Origin of the sequence: Rhizobium sp. 862_C5_N1_2 (genome assembly GCF_051811205.1) — a bacterium.
GTDB lineage: Bacteria > Pseudomonadota > Alphaproteobacteria > Rhizobiales > Rhizobiaceae > Rhizobium > Rhizobium leguminosarum.
On record NZ_JBPWPT010000002.1, the window covers coordinates 1211657 to 1227620 of the forward strand.

The window sequence follows — 15964 nt, forward strand, 5'->3', positions numbered from 1 at the left end:
AGTATGTTCTAACACATCATATCGTACATGTCTTTGCTTGCAAGGATTGCTTTTCGATCAGCGAAGGTGGGGCAATATGTGGCCGACGGGCGCGCCCCTCTCGATTTCAGATCGCTGCCCGGTCGCGTCAATGGTAATGGCCATCCACATGAGCTCTGTCAGATTGCGCGCGCCCATCTTTGCCATCACATTGGCGCGGTGGACTTCCACAGTCCGCGAACTGATGCCTAGATGATAGGCGATCATCTTGTTCTGAAGGCCGTCAAGCACGCCGATGAGGACTTGGTGTTCGCGGTCCGTAAGCTGCCGAAGTCGCGCCGTGACACTTTCGGGATCGGCAACCGCCCTGCCGGCACGCCTCTGTCCCATTGCTTCGTTGATGGCTGCTATCAGCGCCTCTTCTTTGAGAGGTTTTTCCAGGAAGTCGGACGCTCCGGCCTTCATCGCCAGAACGGCTGCTGCGACATCGCCCTGGCCGGTGATGACGATCGCCGGAACGTCCGCGTTGAAATCGTGCAAGCGGTGGAGCAGTTCGATACCGTCGACATGCGGCATGCGGAGGTCGGTAACAAGGCAGTTCCTCCCGGAAAGAGGCAAAAGCTCGAGAAACGCCCTCGCGCAGCTATGCGCGCGAACGGCAAAACCTGCCGATACCAATAGGAATGTCACCGACCGTCTGAGCGATTCCTCGTCATCAACGAGATGGATCGTGAGATCGTTTGCCATCGGCTTAGATCTCCGCCAGCGGAAGCGAGAAACAGAGCATCGAACCGCAGTTCATCCCCTTGCGCGCAGTTATGCGGCCTCCATGGGCTTCGACAATGCGCTTGGACAAGGCCAGGCCCATGCCGAGGCCGCGCGGTTTACTGGTCACGAAGGGGCGGAACAATGCCTCCTCGATCTCGGCTGCGATACCGCAGCCGTTGTCGGACACTTCGACAACGAGATGGGAAGATGTGTCGGATTTGGTTCGGATCGCAATATGGGGCTGATCGACATCGTCGGTTGCCTCCAGGGCATTGCGAACAAGGTTTGTCAACACCTGCACGATCTGGACACGGTCGACAATGACCGTGTCCCACGCCGCTTCGAGGCGGAGATCCGCATGGAGCCCCTTGCGCTGTGATCCGATGAACGCGAGTGTGGTCGCCTCATGGATCAACTCGTGCATCGCTTCCTGTTTTCTGGCGCCAGCGCCGGGCTTTACCAAGTCTCTTATGTTCTGGACGATCGTTCCTGCCCACATAGCATGTTGCGTAATGTCCGATAGGGCTTCGCGAAGCTTCTCGCCGCATCGACGGTGATCATTCATGACAAGGCGTCTGCATCCCTGCGAATAGGCAGCGATTGACGAGAGCGGTTGTGAAAGCTCATGGGCAAGGGTCGATGCCATTTCCCCGAGCGCGGTTATTCTTGCGAGGCGGGCAATCTCGCATTGAAGCTCCTGAACCTGCTGCAATGTCTCGCGCTCGGCGCGGAAGTCCTCGAAAATCGCTGCAGTGAAGCCCTCCTTTGCGTCCTGCCCCCTGATGATTGTAAGGGCAGTCGGGAATTGAGCACCGCTTTTGGTGATTGCGAGGCCGGCGCGTACTGGGCCTTGGTCTGCCCATCGCCCTCTTAGTTGAACATCCGGTGTCGAGCGCCAGACGAAGTCGATCTTGCGGCCGACCAATTCGCTTTCGTCGTAGCCAAACAGGGCGACTGCCGTTTTGTTGCAGGCCGAAACAAGATGGCTCTCGGTGATAAAAAACACCGCATCCGGCATGTGTTCGTAGAGCTTCCAGATCCAGTCCATCCGCGGTGCTCTATCTTCATGGCGGAGCACGCGTGAAGGTTGGCTGCGCCCTAGTATGAACGAGTCCCCTTCGACCACGGTTGAAACGTCAGGACCGTACTCTGCAACATGCGGCCTTTCCATCTTGATGGACATGATGGTCTCCTGCGCTCATCCGAGAAGTTATGCAGTAGCTGGACCGTTTTGCTCGTCGATAATGATGCAAGATTACCACCTTTGAACGGATGAGCGGTGTAGCATCGCGTAGGCTCTATTGTCGTCCTGCGCCCCCCAGCGAGAAGCTCGCGATATTTCGGGCTTCCTCATCTCCATTGATCCGGCGCAATGCCCGGGCGTGATTGTTCCGCTACTATGGCAAGCAAATGGGCGGCCGCCCGTTCCAACAAGTGGCTGGTTCAAACTGAAAGCCAAGAAACTGGCGTCTGAAGTCATCGAATGGGTGACACAGACCCGTAATGGCAATCTGACTTTCTATATAGGATGAGCGATTGTCGCACTGACAGGATGTTTTTCCGCACGTGAAATCGCCATTGATCGCCTCATCGCCGAGTTGGGACAGGCAAGCGTAGTCGCGACAAGTGCGAAGCGCTTGAGGAGTAAGCACGTCGGCCGAGTGCTGGCAAGCCGAGAGGATGTTCTATCCAGTTGATGCTGGTGCATCGTCGTGGAGGATTCGGTGATGTGGCGGTTGATTGTCGAAGCTCCATTCGAAGAGGATATAGAACTCGCCGTCATCGGCGATCAAGGCGTTGATGCCCTGATCTTTCCATGTCGGCGCCTGCCTGATGGTTGGGCGAATGCCATGACTGGTGAACGACTGGAAGTCCACCCCACCCATTGGCGCATATGGCAGATCCATCGATGCGAAGTTTCACGCCTCCATTGAATGTGCCCAATCGCAGGATGCTGCAGCGCACCTTGTCTGCGATCAATGACATGACCGGCCAAAATAGTTTGATGGTGTTCAAAGTGGTTCGGCCCCCGGATGAAGCGACTGTCACTTTCTTCCAGCAGACGGCCTTGCCTGAATAGCATCACCCGAATAGGAGCGTCCGTTGAGCCTCCTTTTGAAAGAGATACGCGACAGCCCTATGCTGTGGTTGCTGATCGCCGTGCCGGTGGTGTTCGTTGCTGCGATATTCATCCCCGAGGCCCACACGACACTCTTTGTTCTGTCGGTGCTTGCTATCGTGCCGCTGGCCGGGTTGCTCAGTCACGCTACGGAATCAGTTGCCGCCAAAACGGGTGACGCCGCAGGTGGGCTGCTCAATGCCACCCTGGGAAATCTCACCGAGTTGGTGATCGCGCTGGCTGCCCTGCGCGCCGGCGAGTACACGCTGGTGAAATCGTCCATCGCCGGCGCGATCGTCACCAACACGCTGTTCATGCTGGGCGCTTCGTTTTTGCTTGGCGGGCTTAAGTACCACTTCCAGGAGTTCAACCGAGCCAGCGCGCGTCTTCAAGCCGGCCTGCTCTTTCTCGCCACAGTCGGGTTGCTGATGCCTTCGGCTGTTGCTGAAATGGACTCCACCTCCGCGGCCGCCGTCACCCAACAGCTCAGTCTTGGCCTAGCCCTCCTGCTCATCGTCGGATACGGACTTGGGCTGCTGTTCAGCCTCAGGACGCATCGCGAGATTTTCGCCGCCGCAGAACACGCACAGACAGACGAAATGCCGTGGCCGATCGGCCTGGCCCTGGTCACGCTCGCCGGGGTCACCGTCCTCGTGGCGCTGGTCAGCGAGATCTTCGTCGAATCCGTGCAAAAGGCAGCGGAAGCTTTCGGAATGACGCCTGCCTTTGTCGGTTTCATTGTCGTCGCACTGGTTGGCGGCGCTGCCGAAATGGCCTCGGCGTTTTCCGGCGCCCGCAAGAACCGGCTTGACCTCAGCGTGGGCATCGCGCTGGGAAGTGCTTCGCAGATCGCTTTGTTCGTAGCGCCCGTCCTGGTCTTGCTCAGTTACGTGATCGGCCCGTCACCGATGGACCTGCAGTTCCCGCCAGGCGTCGTGGTGATGGTGCTGCTTGCGACCATTACGGCGATGTTCGTAACCAATAGCGGACGGTCTGCATGGTTCGTCGGCGTGTTGGTGCTGATGGTTTATTTGATCTTCGCCATAACGCTTTATGTCTTGCCGCCACGAATGCCGTGAAGTGGATTGCCGCTCTCGAGAGAGAGCGGCAATCGTCCGGAGGCAAATAGACTGTGGTTGGATGTGAGCGCGACTGATGCGGTCTGGTGGATCTCGGGCTTGGGTTCTCCACGCTTCATTGCTCTCTCCTGACGCTGACCGCAGAAAGGTCGAAGTCATGCCGTCAAAAGTAGGCAATGAGCCGAGCAATAGGCAAATTAGACGTCTGTTCTTCATCGCGCTTGCTAAGCAGCTGCGGGTAATCTGGCCGATTCTATCCGGCATTGTGTCGATAATGATCATCTCCGGCCTTGCGATATGGCGCATAGAGGATTGGCGAATCGACGAAGCTCTCTACTTCACCTTCGTTACAGGGCTTACTATCGGCTATGGCGATTTTACGCCCAAGCACGTGTCGGCGCGGGTGTTGGCAGTGGTGATCGGCTTTGCGGGAATTATACTGACCGGCGTCGTTGCTGCGGTCACTGTGAAGGCCTTGAACGCGACTGATCGCGGCAGCGCGGAGTAGGACATGTCAACGAGACGTCTTCCCCCGTCCGGCGGCGTGCCATCGATATGCTAGGTCACATAAAGCTACGTTTTCGCGCTGGCATGTCCACGTTCGCCGCAAACGGCTTCCCACCGCCATTGCATCCCAGCCGATCTCTCATTCCGAAAACACATCAATGCAGATCTCCTATGGTACGATCTGATACTCGAGCGATTTCGTATGATTTGCGGGGGTGCTTAACGCGGAGCTAATCAATGGGCAGAGAGCGTGGACGGAGGAAATTGATGCTTAGACTCCCCGATTTCCGTCGTGTTTTGGCCGACAGGGCCAGTGAGACACTGGACGAGATCTTTGAAGCTTACGATCTTGCCGCCGATGCGCTGGACCGGTTTCGAAGACAGAGTCCCAGGGAGGAAGTCCTGATCAAGGAGTACGAGCAACTCTGCCGCGAGATAGAGCAAGAAGTCATCATGTATTGCACCGATCGGTGAGGAGGGAATGCACACTTTAAAACCGGAAGGTAGTCCGTCGGCGGATGGAGATTTTTCGACTTGTGACAAGTCCTGACACGAGTTCGGCGTGTTTTCATGCCTCCCGTCTTGTCGGTCACGCTTTGTTTCAAGCATTTTTCGATCCGCCTGGTGCCTCTGACGGCCAGGCCCAGGCTCTCAGCAATTCATAAAAGACACTGAGGACGATCGGTCCCAAAAACAGCCCCAGCAGACCGTATGACAGGGTGCCCCCTATCACGCCAATCAGTATGACCGGCATCGGGGTCGAGAGACCTCTCGCCATCAGGATCGGCTTCAGGACGTTGTCGACAACCATGATCGGGACAGCGACGATTGTGAAGATGAGCGCGGTCGAAGTCGGCCAGGAGAACCACGCCCAAATGATGGCAGGCACGAGTACCAGCGCAGGCCCGAGCTGCATTACGCAAAGGACAAACACCAGTAACGTCAGGGCCCCGCGGGCCGGAATGCCAAAGAGGGCAAAGCACAATCCGCATAAGAGCGCCTGCAGGAAGGCGACTCCTATCACGCCCCTCGAGACGTTTCGCACGGTCATTCCGGCCAGGCGCGCAAAGCCGACGCCCTTATCGCCAGCGATCCTGCTTGCCAGTACCTGTATTGCCACAGCCAGTCGCGGCGACATGGTGAGTAGGATACCCGAGAGAATAATCGAGGCGACGAAGCTCAAGACACCGCCACTGAGCGAGGCCAATTTTGCGACGATGACACCCATGACTTCGAGAATTGGTGCTTGAAGCTTGACGATGGTCGATGCCAGATTGGTAGCGAGCTGGTTCCATGCGTCATAAATTCGCTCACCGACAATGGGCCATTCGCGAATGGTTGCCGGCGCGGCGGGCAGCGCGAAGTTCTCAGCCCGCAATTTGGCGAGAAGCGGCTGTATCGCATCGGTAACGTTGACCGCAACGAGCGCCAGGGGCACGATGATCAGGACGAGACAGGCCACGACAATGACAGTCGCGGCAATGACGGGCCTGTTTCCGATCAGTCTCGAAAGCGCCTCGAACATCGGAAAGAGCGCCACCGCAAGGATGGCCGACCAGGCGACGATCAGCGCGAAGGGCGCGATGAGAAGCAGGGTCCAATAGGCAAAGAGCCCGATAATACCCAATCTGACGAGGTCGCTTACCTTCGCCTCTATCGAAATCTGCCCCGTGTCGGCTCTTTGCGCCGTCGTATCTCCGGTTATTTGTTCCATCGTCGCATCCCGTCCCGCGCCGTTCCGGCCGAGGTGATCTATGACGTCGTGTCGGGCACGACGTGCCGAATACTGCTATCCTCGACAAAATCCGACGGGCGTTTCTGGCGTTTGCCGAGATCAGGTGCCGCAAACTTCACACGCTCATAGGGAATGGATTGCAGGATGTGCGAGATGCAGTTAACCCGCGCATGCTTCTTGTCATCCGATGGCACGATCCACCACGGCGCATGGTTGCTGTCGGTCATTCGCAGCATTTCGTCATAGGCGCGTGTGTAGTCCCACCAGCGTTGATAGGATTCGACATCCATGGGGCTGAGCTTCCATTGTCTCAACGGGTCGTCGATTCTGCGCTTGAAACGGCGATCCTGTTCATCTTCACTGACCGTCAGGAAGTATTTCAACAAAATGATGCCGCTTTCGACGATTGCCGCTTCGAAGCGAGGCGCCAGTTCAAGAAATCGCTGTGCCTTCTTCTCGCTGCAGAAGCCCATGACGCGATCGACGCCTGCACGGTTGTACCAGCTGCGATCGAAGATCACGATTTCCCCAGCCGCCGGCAGATAGCCGATATAGCGCTGCATATAGATCTGGGACTTCTCGCGATCGGTCGGAGCGGGCAGGGCGATCACGCGAAAGACGCGTGGGCTTACCTTTTCCATGATACGCTTGATCATGCCACCTTTCCCGGCGGCATCGCGCCCCTCGAAGACGATGACCACTCGTGCGCCGGATTTTTTTATCCAAGCCTGCAGATGGGCCAGTTCCACCTGCAGGCGGCTGATTTCCTTGTCATAATCCCATGACTTCTTCTTCTTCTTTTTGTCTTTGCCATTGCGGCCTGCCTCTGCATCGACCTGCTGGGGTTCATATTTCTCGTCCATGGTTCTCCTCCTTCGCGTCTAAAGCTCAGTGCTTGCCGAGTCGCTCGCTTGGCTATTCTTGCTCGTGAGCGCCGTCAGGGCTTCTTCCCTGCCATTGAAAAGGTTGTGAGCGCCGATCGCCTTGATCACTCCAGCGCGGTCGAGAATGTCGCGGCTTTCTTCGCTGAGGTCGGCGATTGCGAAGATGATATCTCGCTTCGCAAGGATCTCGGCCACAGCGGCGAGCGTGGTCGCGCCAGTGCTATCAATATGTGTGATAGCACTGGCATCCAGCACAAAGCAGCTCGTTCCGGCCGCGAGCTCCTTCGCAATCGTCGTCAGCCGCATACGCAGGTAATCGGCATTGTAGAACAGGATGTTGCCCTGGATCGCGAAGACTGCCGCACCCTCTACGGGGCGCGCTTCCGGAAAGCGGGCCAGGTCGAAGAAACCATGCCGTCCCTCGATGCGGCCAAGAAGGCCGTCGCGCGGGAACATCGTCTTGCGCACCAGATAGACAAGGGTTGCGGCAACGGCGACGATTACGCCGTTGAGAACGCCGAAGCTGATTGCGCCCCACATTGCGATCAGCGCAAAGACGAATTCCATGCGACTGATGCGCCAGATCTTTTTGAGCTCGTGAACATCGATAAGGCTGATGGCTGCCGTTGCAAGGATTGCCGCGAGCGCAGGGATTGGAAGTATCCGCAAGGCACTATGAAGGAAAACAAGTGCCGCAACCAGCGTGGCGGCCGAAACCAAACCGGAAGCTTGAGAGACGCCGCCGGTCGACAGGTTTATGGCGGTTCTCGAATCCGACACGCTGATCGGAAACGAACCGAAGAGGCCGGGTGCGATATTGGCGGCGCCAAGGCCGATCAGCTCCTGATTTGCATCGACCTCTTCGCCGGTCCGAGATGCGAAGCTGCGCGCGGCTACGATGCCGGCGCCGAAGCTCACGAGAAAGATCGCAGCGGAGCCGAGCACGATCTTGTCGAGCGGCATCTGATGGAGTGCTGGCAAGGAGAGCATCGGCAGCCCGCTCGGAATGTCGCCGACGACGGCGATGCCTCGCCCCTGAAAATCAAAGATTGCGGAAAGAACGACCGACAGGACGACGACCAGAACGGGGCCGGGGACCTTGACCGGGAAGGCCCGGACTGCCCATAGCAATGCGAACATGAGCAGGCCGAAAAGGAGCGACGGCCAATGGATCGAAGCGCTCTTGCGGAGAATCTCGAGGAGCGGCGGGATCAATCCCTCCGACTCGATCTTCACTCCGGTAAAACGACCGATCTGGCCGACCAGGATCGAGAGGGACACGCCTGCGAAGAAACCGACAAGGATGGGGCGGGAGAGAAAGCTTGCCAGGACGCCGAGCTTCAGCAGCTTTGCAGCGATGCAAAAGAAACCGACCCCGAGGGCAAGGGTCGAGGCGATGGCGACCCGATCGATGCCGGCGGCGGCGGGCTCTGCCGCAATGATCGCCGCCATCGCAGCCGCAAGTACCGTCATTGTGGCGGCGTCGGGGCCGATGACCAACAGCCGGGAAGGACCGAAGATCGCGTAGGCAATCGGACCAACGATGCTGGCGTAGATGCCGGTTTCAGGCGGCAGACCGGCGATCGCCGGATAGGCGATGGCGCTCGGCAAGCCCACGGCCGCAATCGAAAGTCCAGCCGGAATGTCACTGCGGAGCCAGTCTCGATTGAAACCGGCCAGGCCACGCAGGATCGGAAGATTGGCTATCACCGCGGCCTCCTGACATGTTTCTCTGCACCTTGCCGGCATCACGTTTGCATCGCTGATGCCGAAAGGATCGGCGTCTCATTTCAATGTTCCAGGAACACGAAGTTCATCCAGCTGCTCATGCGCAGAAGCACTTTTCGCAGAACTGCCACGTGGTGCCAGTGGTGGGTATAGACCGCGACCTCCGCGACGACGCCGCCCGGCATGATCTGAATTCACACCGTTCCGTCGCTGTCGACCATGAAATTCTAGACCCGCTTTGGCCCAAAGACCCGTAGCATCACGTAAGCTACACCGGGGCCTTGGACGTCGGCCCGTGCGACAAGAACGTCTCTGCGGAAACTAAAGAGGTGGGGTCCGCGAGATGATGCCATTCGAGTTTCCGTGTGCGGAATTTCCCGAGTTTTTCGGAAGCCGGCTAACGTAAGATCGCGTATTTTACGTCTCTCGGCGATCCGCCTGTTATATAGTCCCTTGCATCTGCTTAGCGTAGTTCGACGGCGGAGGCGGAGATGGTGTCGGGAGAAAGTGGTTCGACATACTTGTCCGCCCTCGAGACGGCAGAAACTTCTTTTCCCGAACAGAAGCGGCTGGTGCAGCGGCTTTTCTATGTAGACGAGCCCTTTCACAGCATGTGTGAGGATCTCGCTGCTGCGGCGCAGGCTCTGGCACATATCGAGCGGCTGCCGGAGGCTGTTCGAGAGGCGCGGCGGCAGGAATATACAGATCTCGTCGACGCCCTGTTGAAAGAAATGGGGGAGGCGATCGCCCAATCGAAAATTGTGGTGCTCAGGCGGTCGCCGCCGACCGGCCCGAAATCTCCGTAAGCGCTTCTGTCATTCAATGATCCTAGGGAGGTACGTGCGTTATGAAAGCAATATCTCGCAAACTGCTTGGTGGATTGTCGGCTCTCGCAATCATTGCGTTCCAGCCGGCCCTCCCGGCGCGAGCCCAGACCCCTGCGCCGGCAACGGCACCCGGACAGACGAGTGCCGACCAACCCGAAACCGCGCTTCTGTCGGATGATGAGCTAGAAGTACTGGTGGCACGGATCGCCCTCTATCCGGACGAGTTGGTCGCGGCAATTTCAGCTGCCTCGCTCTTTCCTCTCCAGATCATCGAGGCGCAGCGGTTCCTGGAGGCGAAGAAGAAAAATTCCGATCTCAAGCCCAAGAGTGATTGGGACGGCAGTGTCGTCTCGCTTCTCAACTATCCAGACATCGTCAAGATGATGAGCGAGGATCTCGACTGGACCCAATCGCTCGCCGATGCGCTCGCCAACCAGCAGAAGGATGTCCTGATTGCCATCCAGCAGCTTCGCGACGAAGCGGTGGCAAAGAACATCATCAAGACGGATGACAAGGTGACGGTTGTTACCGAAAACGACAACATCATCATCCGGCCAACCGATCCGGAAAAGATCTATATCCCGCAATATCCGCCGGAAATGCTCTATGAGCCGGACTATGCGTCAGCGCCGGTCTCCTATTACCCCGATTATTACGACAACTATTATTATCCCGGGGCGACGTTCTTTGCCGGCGCGGTGACCGGCCTTGCCTGGGCAGCCGTCGTCAACTGGGATGACTGGGGTGTATGGGGTGGCCGCTGGGATGGCGATATCGATATCGACTGCAACAATTGCCTGAACGACCGTAACTTCAACGGAAAGCTGAAGTGGAACGACGTCGATTGGAGCAATGTCGATCGCAGCAAGCTGAGTATCGGCAAGGACCAGATTTCGAAGCTGGACCGATCGGCGATCAAGTCCGGGCTGCAGTCCGACAATCGCAACCAGTTGCGCAACAGGGCTAACGATATCCAGGCGAGCCAGAGACCTGCGAATCGCGCCAATTCGGTGCGAGCGGAAGATATTCGCAAAAGCACGGCGCAGGGACTGAAGGAGCGGCCGCAGGGAAATAGGCCTACGGCCGCCAATCGCCCGGCTGCATCCCGGCCCGAGGCGCGTCCTCAGAAGGCGGCCAATCGTCCGTCAAAGCCTGCGCAGAAATCCGTCAAGAAGCCCAACAAGCCGCAGATGGCCGCCAGACCCGACAATCGCGGACGGCAACCAAGCGCGCTTGGCAACGTCCAGTCCGGTCGTCGCGAGGCTGTCTCCTCAAAGCGGGGAGCGCAGAGCATGGGCGCCCATCGCCAGTCAGCGCGTCCCCCCCAGCAGCGGTCGCGCCCAATGCCGAGTCGCGGCGGTGGCGGCCGTGGCGGCGGCGGTGGACGCGGCGGTGGCGGCGGACGGCGGTAAAACCTCTTTCTAGCTCAAGGAGTTACATCATGAGACGTCAATCGATCGCAATTCCGTTTATGCTTGCGACGGTGCTTTGCGCAATGCCGGCGGCACCGGTGCTCTCCCAAGTGCAGACAGATCTCGCCGAATACAAGGCGGCAACGCCGTCGCCGAAATTCGACAATCCATCGCTTGCTCTGGACAAACTGAAATCTGCCCTGAGTTCCGACAGTATCGACGATCTTGCCGCTTTGCTCGGCTTGAAGCCAGACAAGCTGCGCTCGAGCAATGAGGCGATGATCGCCTACGGATTGATCCGCGAGGGCGCCGAGCGTCAAGTGGTTCTGCGGGATTCTGCAGGCATGAAGATCGTTGCGATCGGCGATCGGCTCTGGCCGCTGCCGTTTCCGCTGACCGAAGGCAAGGACGGCAAATGGTCCTTTGACACCCAGCGCGGTTTCGAAGAGATCATCAACCGCCGCATCGGAGAAAATGAACTCGCCACCCTTGATACGATGCACGAATATGTCGCGGCGCAGTATCAATACGCATCCGAGGATCGTGACGGCGATGGCATTTTTGAGTTCGCGAAGAAATTGATCAGCAGTCCGGGCAAACTTGATGGCCTGTACTGGGATCCGAACGTCTATCCCGAGGAAAGCCCGGCAAGCGCGCTGGTCGAAACGGCGGCCTTCGGCGCCGCCAAACGCGGGGAAGGTTACTTTGGCTATCGCTATCGCATCCTGACTGCACAGGGAGACCAAGTCCTTGAGGGCAAGAAAAGCTATATCGTCAACGGCTACATGACGGGCGGCTTTGCCCTTATCGCTTGGCCGGTCAAATATCGGGTGACCGGCGTGCAGACATTTGTCGTCAACGGGAGGAGTGCCATCTACCAGCGCGATCTCGGCCCGCAAACCGAAGCGCGGGCCGCGGCGATAAAAGACTTCAATCCGGATGCCGATTGGACCATCGTAGGCGAGTAGGATCCCAGCCGGTGGCTCCCTGCGCTATGGCCGACACATGCGAGGCAGCGGCCATGGCGCGGTTGGAGTGCCGGTTGTTGCCCGTTACCTCGCGTCCAAGCCATTGCGGCAGCGTGAAGCGATCATCCTCGCTCGCCATTTCGATCTCGGCGAGCGTCAATCCTTCGTATGGTTCTGCAAAGACGTCCACCTGCCAATGTCTATCGTCATGAAGAACGCGGTAGCGGGTTTTCTCGAGAATGTGACCGGCGGCGAGCAGAAGATCACGTGCCTCGCCGACGGGAATTTCGTACTCATATTCCTCTTTAGCGAGGCGTGACATGGGGAACTTAATTGTGAGGTATCCGCAATGTCCGTCAATCAGGCGAACGCGCACGCAGCTCTGATTACGTTGGGACAGATAAGCCTGCTGTAGGACCTGCCCATTGTCGGCGCAATGACGCCAACTGTCGTCGCGGACCAGGAACTTGCGCTCGATTTCAGTCGCTTTCAATGGTGGTTCCTTCGCTTGGATCGCTCCGTCGGTCACTCGACAGGCGGTTCCCAGGTCAGGAAGAAGCCCACGTCGCCCGGCATGCCGTCGGGGAAGTTGATGATCATCGCCTTGAGCCCGTAGCCCTGTGGCTTGGCAACCTCCTCGAACAGTTCCAGAAGCTCCTTTGCCCTTCCCTGCAGCGTCTTCTGCCATCCGGGAAGATTATTATTGATAGCTCGACCGCTATCGGTGCAGAAGGTCGAGGGGAAGCTGTAGATCAGGGCCTCGTACTTGCCGTCCGCAGCTGCCTTCATCACGAGCCGCTTGATAACGGCGCGTTCCGCTTCACCGATTTGCTTGCGAAAAAAATCCTCCACGAATTCGGCATGTTTCTTTGCCTCCCGCGATTTGATCTTTTCGTTGCGCTCCATTTCGAGAAGCTGAAGCTCCAGAGCACGCTTGCGCAGATCCTCTGCGCTTGTCATCGAATGGGATGTTGGCGTCTCAGGTGATGTCATCGTCGCTTCCTCCATAATGCGCGGAAATGATAAGGCGCGCGGGGAGGCTAGGGCAGTAAAATACACGTCCGCTTCGGTAGTATACTGTATCTTACGCTTGCATGCGGCGCTCGCTGCCCCCTCCCTGAACGTCGGTGGCCGTCAAAGTTAGTTTGTCCCTGTCAGCTTGTTCGGTCGAATGGCGTTGCCGTTCTGACAAGTCGGGACTATTGTCTGAAGCATTATACTGCAGGTTGTTTGCAATCGGAAACTGGCGGGGAACCGATGACAAGTGCAGGTGTTGGTGCAACTGGCAGCGGCTTGGCTTCACACGAAGAAGTGCAGCAGCAACTCGAGCGCGTTCTTTCCAGTCCGGAATTTCGCCTTCCCGAGCGGGCGAGACGATTCCTGGAATTTGTCGTGACTGAAACGCTTGCCGGTCGTCGCGACTATTTAAAGGCCTTTACCATCGCGCAAGCCGTTTTTGGCAGAGATGCGAATTTCGACGCCCAGCAGGATCCGTGCGTACGCATCGAAGCAGGGCGGCTGCGCAGAGAGCTGGAGCACTATTATCTGACTGCCGGCAGCGCCGACCGGGTCATCATCACAATTCCGAGGGGCGGCTACGCTCCGGTCTTCGACATGAGGCCGGGCGTAGAAACGTTAGCGATGCCGCAATCCGAATGGCCGATATCTTCGGAGGAGGGCTTACAACGGATTGATGCCCCCGGGGATGTAATCAAGCAAATTACGGCAAATCCCCAATTGTCACGATCCCGAAATTGGCTCCTTGCCGGAGGCGTGGTGATAAGTTTTATCTCGGTCGCCGCGCTGCTTCAGCATGACAGGCCGCTTGACGCGGGAACTGAGATAGCATCCGGAGTCGGCAGTCGCCCGATCATTGTCGTCGAGCGCTTCGAAAGCAGTTCCGACGGGAGACTTGCGTTGGACATTTCGCAGGGCATCACCGACGACATTATTGAAAAGCTGGTTCCCTTTAACGACATTGTCGTCGTTACCGACTTGCCGCGGTCCAGAGAGGGGCAGATTTCGCCAGAGCCGCTTTATGCCCTTCAGGGAGGCGTGCGATTGGAAAGCAGCATGCTGCGTTCAACCGCGCGGCTTGTACGGCGGACGGATGGGGCAGTTATCTGGGCGAGCAATTACGATGCCGACATGAAAGTGCAGGGCATCTTGAAAACGCAGGCAAGTCTTGCCGAGCAAATTGCAACGGCAGTCGCGCGTCCATTTGGCGTCATGTTCCAGACCGATACCGCCAATATCGCTAATGGCGCGGACGCCTTTTCATGTGTCTTGTCCTATTACAGCTACCGCAGCGAAATGACTGCCCGTGCACACGAAATGGCAAAAACCTGTCTGCAACTTTCGGTTGAGGAAAAATCGGCCGATTCCAACGCCACGGCCCTGTTGTCCCTGACCTATCTTGATGAGTTTCGCTTTCCGTATCAGTTGAATACAAGGCCGACCGTCGCCACGCTTGGCGTCGCAAAGAAATTTGCAGAGCGCGCCGTGCAACTCGACCCAAAGAATGCGCGCGCACTTCAGGCCCTCATGCTTGCCAATTTTTTCGGTGGTGATTTGGCCGGGGCCATGCGCGCCGGCGAGGCGGCCTATGCCAGCAATCCGAACGACACTGAAGTGGCCGGTGAATACGGCTTGCGCTTGTCGATGTCGGGCCAATGGGGCAGGGGATGCGAGCTGATTTCGGCGGTCGTCAGCAAAAATGCTGGCCCCCGCGGGTATTACGAGGTGGGAATGGCGCTTTGCGCCTTCATGCGAGGGGACACACAGGCTGCGGAACTATGGTCCCGCATGTCGGACCTCAATTACAATCCGATGCATCGTCTCGTGCTGGTCGCTATCCTCGGCTCCATGGGAAAGAAGGCCGAGGCGAAGGAGCAACTCGACTGGATCGAGCTCCACTCACCGGCGTTGATCCCGAATATTAAACAGGAGGTCGCCAGTCGGCTGGTGCGGATCGAAGACCAGGAGCGGTTTTTTGTAGGACTGCAGGCAGCCGGCTTGCCGCTGCAATACGACGAGAAGCCTGGGAACTGAGTGTAACGACTGCAACGTCGGTTGTATTCTCACTTTGGTGAATAGCAGGGTCGTCGCGTGCAGCCTGAAGGTCGTGGTTGGCCGCTATGACATGAGCTGATCAAAATCAGATCGCTATTCCCTTCACGACGAAAGGTTGATCGGCCCATCTATCCTGGGCATCGGAGCCGAACAGGATGAACTTCAAGATCCTGCCGCGCTTCTTGAACTCGACCGCGTTCTCGTTGCTTGCAAAGCGGCATCGGGATGGTTTCATGAGAAATCGACAGGCGAAAGTTTCGCACCGTCTACTCTCAGCTTTGCGATCAGACCTCAAGAAAGCTTCATGAAAGCTCGGGGTTGAAATGGCCGCACCCGGCTCCAAATCCGTCGGCGGTAGTCGAAACGCAAGGGCAGGGGCGCATAAGCAACGCGCATATCGATCGGATCGGCCGGGTCAAATCAGCCTTGGTTTTCGTTCTCGTGCTTTTCGGCCTCTTCTCCTGCCACCAGGCATTTACGGCGCCCGCCGATATCGGCGGTCTGACGGTGACGTCGCCTGATGCCGCTTCGGGCTGGAGGAAGGCTGGCAAGGGCAATCTCTTTATGCTGCAGAAAGATTTTCCGGAAACGGAGGACGATAAGCGCGGAAATGAGAGACAGCGCCCAAGCTATTGATAAAGTGGATTTATACGGCGACGTCATTGACCTCCCGGTCGGCTGGAAAGCCACCGTGGGTATCAGTTACTTCGAGCCGTCGGCAATGCGCGAATCACCTGAAATCTGTGTCATGTCGCCAGCCGTCTCGATCGGCTGAAACGGGCGGTTTGGTTAAGCATTTGTAAATTGGTAACGAATCGAGGCATATAGTAACTGCGCAACTGAAGCGCTTTCGTTCAAAATTGCGCAGTTACCTGGGAAAAAGATC

General features: G+C 57.6%; 17 protein-coding genes and 3 pseudogenes. 9 read left to right on the forward strand and 11 right to left on the reverse strand.

Annotation, left to right across the window (positions count from 1 at the left end; translation table 11 throughout):
- Nucleotides 1-57: 57 nt before the first annotated feature.
- From ACD590_RS29895 to ACD590_RS29905, 3 genes are all read right to left on the reverse strand, one after another.
- Nucleotides 58-726: a response regulator transcription factor gene (locus ACD590_RS29895; RefSeq protein WP_113543079.1), complete on the reverse strand. Its 669-nt coding sequence runs from the start codon at nucleotides 724-726 to the stop codon at nucleotides 58-60.
- Nucleotides 727-730: 4 nt separating this feature from the next.
- Nucleotides 731-1930 carry an ATP-binding protein gene (locus ACD590_RS29900; protein WP_113543078.1) on the reverse strand — a complete coding sequence of 400 codons (1200 nt, stop codon included), beginning with the start codon at nucleotides 1928-1930 and terminating at the stop codon, nucleotides 731-733.
- 502 nt (nucleotides 1931-2432) lie between these two features.
- The gene (locus ACD590_RS29905) at nucleotides 2433-2654 is read right to left on the reverse strand and encodes a hypothetical protein (protein ID WP_113543077.1); all 222 of its coding nucleotides are present in this window, start codon (nucleotides 2652-2654) and stop codon (nucleotides 2433-2435) included.
- Between the two features lie 196 nt (nucleotides 2655-2850).
- On the opposite strand from ACD590_RS29905, the gene cax reads away from it, so the two are divergent.
- The gene (cax, locus tag ACD590_RS29910) at nucleotides 2851-3945 is read left to right on the forward strand and encodes a calcium/proton exchanger (RefSeq protein ID WP_112907030.1); all 1095 of its coding nucleotides are present in this window, start codon (nucleotides 2851-2853) and stop codon (nucleotides 3943-3945) included.
- Here cax and ACD590_RS29915 read toward each other — a convergent pair.
- The gene (locus tag ACD590_RS29915) at nucleotides 3918-4064 is read right to left on the reverse strand and encodes a hypothetical protein (protein WP_165403113.1); all 147 of its coding nucleotides are present in this window, start codon (nucleotides 4062-4064) and stop codon (nucleotides 3918-3920) included. The two genes, cax and ACD590_RS29915, sit on opposite strands and share 28 nt — an antisense overlap.
- A 38-nt stretch (nucleotides 4065-4102) precedes the next feature.
- Here ACD590_RS29915 and ACD590_RS29920 point away from each other — a divergent pair, with 38 nt between their 5' ends.
- A complete protein-coding gene (locus ACD590_RS29920; protein WP_018245771.1) occupies nucleotides 4103-4453 on the forward strand; it encodes a potassium channel family protein in 351 nt (116 codons plus the stop codon).
- A 236-nt stretch (nucleotides 4454-4689) separates the two neighbouring features.
- A complete protein-coding gene (locus ACD590_RS29925; RefSeq protein WP_130718964.1) occupies nucleotides 4690-4926 on the forward strand; it encodes a hypothetical protein in 237 nt (78 codons plus the stop codon).
- Nucleotides 4927-5053: 127 nt separating this feature from the next.
- Here ACD590_RS29925 and ACD590_RS29930 read toward each other — a convergent pair whose 3' ends face one another.
- The 4 genes and pseudogenes from ACD590_RS29930 to ACD590_RS29945 all read right to left on the reverse strand — a co-directional run.
- Nucleotides 5054-6166, reverse strand: coding sequence for an AI-2E family transporter (locus ACD590_RS29930; protein WP_131598518.1), 1113 nt, complete (start codon nucleotides 6164-6166; stop codon nucleotides 5054-5056).
- A 38-nt stretch (nucleotides 6167-6204) separates the two neighbouring features.
- Nucleotides 6205-7050 (reverse strand): polyphosphate kinase 2, encoded by an 846-nt coding sequence (gene ppk2 / locus ACD590_RS29935; RefSeq protein ID WP_018245768.1) that lies wholly within the window; start codon nucleotides 7048-7050, stop codon nucleotides 6205-6207.
- A gap of 18 nt (nucleotides 7051-7068) precedes the next feature.
- Nucleotides 7069-8781: a SulP family inorganic anion transporter gene (locus ACD590_RS29940; RefSeq protein WP_130729642.1), complete on the reverse strand. Its 1713-nt coding sequence runs from the start codon at nucleotides 8779-8781 to the stop codon at nucleotides 7069-7071.
- An 80-nt stretch (nucleotides 8782-8861) separates the two neighbouring features.
- A pseudogene (locus ACD590_RS29945) lies at nucleotides 8862-8984 on the reverse strand (HlyD family secretion protein); the annotation flags it as partial.
- Between the two features lie 306 nt (nucleotides 8985-9290).
- Here ACD590_RS29945 and ACD590_RS29950 point away from each other — a divergent pair.
- Genes ACD590_RS29950 through ACD590_RS29960 form a run of 3 tightly spaced genes read left to right on the forward strand, consistent with a single transcriptional unit; the run spans nucleotide 9291 to nucleotide 12006 of the window.
- Nucleotides 9291-9605, forward strand: a complete 315-nt coding sequence (locus ACD590_RS29950) for a hypothetical protein (protein WP_018245765.1) — start codon at nucleotides 9291-9293, stop codon at nucleotides 9603-9605.
- A gap of 41 nt (nucleotides 9606-9646) precedes the next feature.
- Nucleotides 9647-11038 carry a DUF3300 domain-containing protein gene (locus ACD590_RS29955; RefSeq protein WP_439004039.1) on the forward strand — a complete coding sequence of 464 codons (1392 nt, stop codon included), beginning with the start codon at nucleotides 9647-9649 and terminating at the stop codon, nucleotides 11036-11038.
- Nucleotides 11039-11067: 29 nt separating this feature from the next.
- Entirely contained in the window at nucleotides 11068-12006 is a 939-nt protein-coding gene (locus ACD590_RS29960; RefSeq protein WP_283186720.1) for a DUF2950 family protein, read from the forward strand.
- Here the strand turns inward: ACD590_RS29960 and ACD590_RS29965 are convergent.
- Together ACD590_RS29965 and ACD590_RS29970 are read right to left on the reverse strand one after the other, a co-directional pair.
- Nucleotides 11969-12499 carry a CYTH domain-containing protein gene (locus ACD590_RS29965; RefSeq protein ID WP_439004040.1) on the reverse strand — a complete coding sequence of 177 codons (531 nt, stop codon included), beginning with the start codon at nucleotides 12497-12499 and terminating at the stop codon, nucleotides 11969-11971. The genes ACD590_RS29960 and ACD590_RS29965 overlap by 38 nt on opposite strands.
- 32 nt (nucleotides 12500-12531) lie before the next feature.
- Nucleotides 12532-12999: a hypothetical protein gene (locus ACD590_RS29970; RefSeq protein WP_112907020.1), complete on the reverse strand. Its 468-nt coding sequence runs from the start codon at nucleotides 12997-12999 to the stop codon at nucleotides 12532-12534.
- A gap of 264 nt (nucleotides 13000-13263) precedes the next feature.
- On the opposite strand from ACD590_RS29970, the gene ACD590_RS29975 reads away from it, so the two are divergent.
- Nucleotides 13264-15057 (forward strand): tetratricopeptide repeat protein, encoded by a 1794-nt coding sequence (locus ACD590_RS29975; protein ID WP_439004041.1) that lies wholly within the window; start codon nucleotides 13264-13266, stop codon nucleotides 15055-15057.
- A gap of 90 nt (nucleotides 15058-15147) precedes the next feature.
- Here ACD590_RS29975 and ACD590_RS29980 read toward each other — a convergent pair.
- A pseudogene (locus tag ACD590_RS29980) lies at nucleotides 15148-15271 on the reverse strand (nucleotidyltransferase); the annotation flags it as partial.
- 188 nt (nucleotides 15272-15459) lie between these two features.
- On the opposite strand from ACD590_RS29980, the pseudogene ACD590_RS29985 reads away from it, so the two are divergent.
- Together ACD590_RS29985 and ACD590_RS29990 are read left to right on the forward strand one after the other, a co-directional pair.
- Nucleotides 15460-15690 (forward strand): annotated as a pseudogene (locus tag ACD590_RS29985) (hypothetical protein); the annotation flags it as partial.
- Nucleotides 15689-15853: a hypothetical protein gene (locus tag ACD590_RS29990; RefSeq protein ID WP_439004071.1), complete on the forward strand. Its 165-nt coding sequence runs from the start codon at nucleotides 15689-15691 to the stop codon at nucleotides 15851-15853. The pseudogene ACD590_RS29985 and the gene ACD590_RS29990, both read left to right, overlap by 2 nt.
- Nucleotides 15854-15964 lie beyond the last annotated feature (111 nt).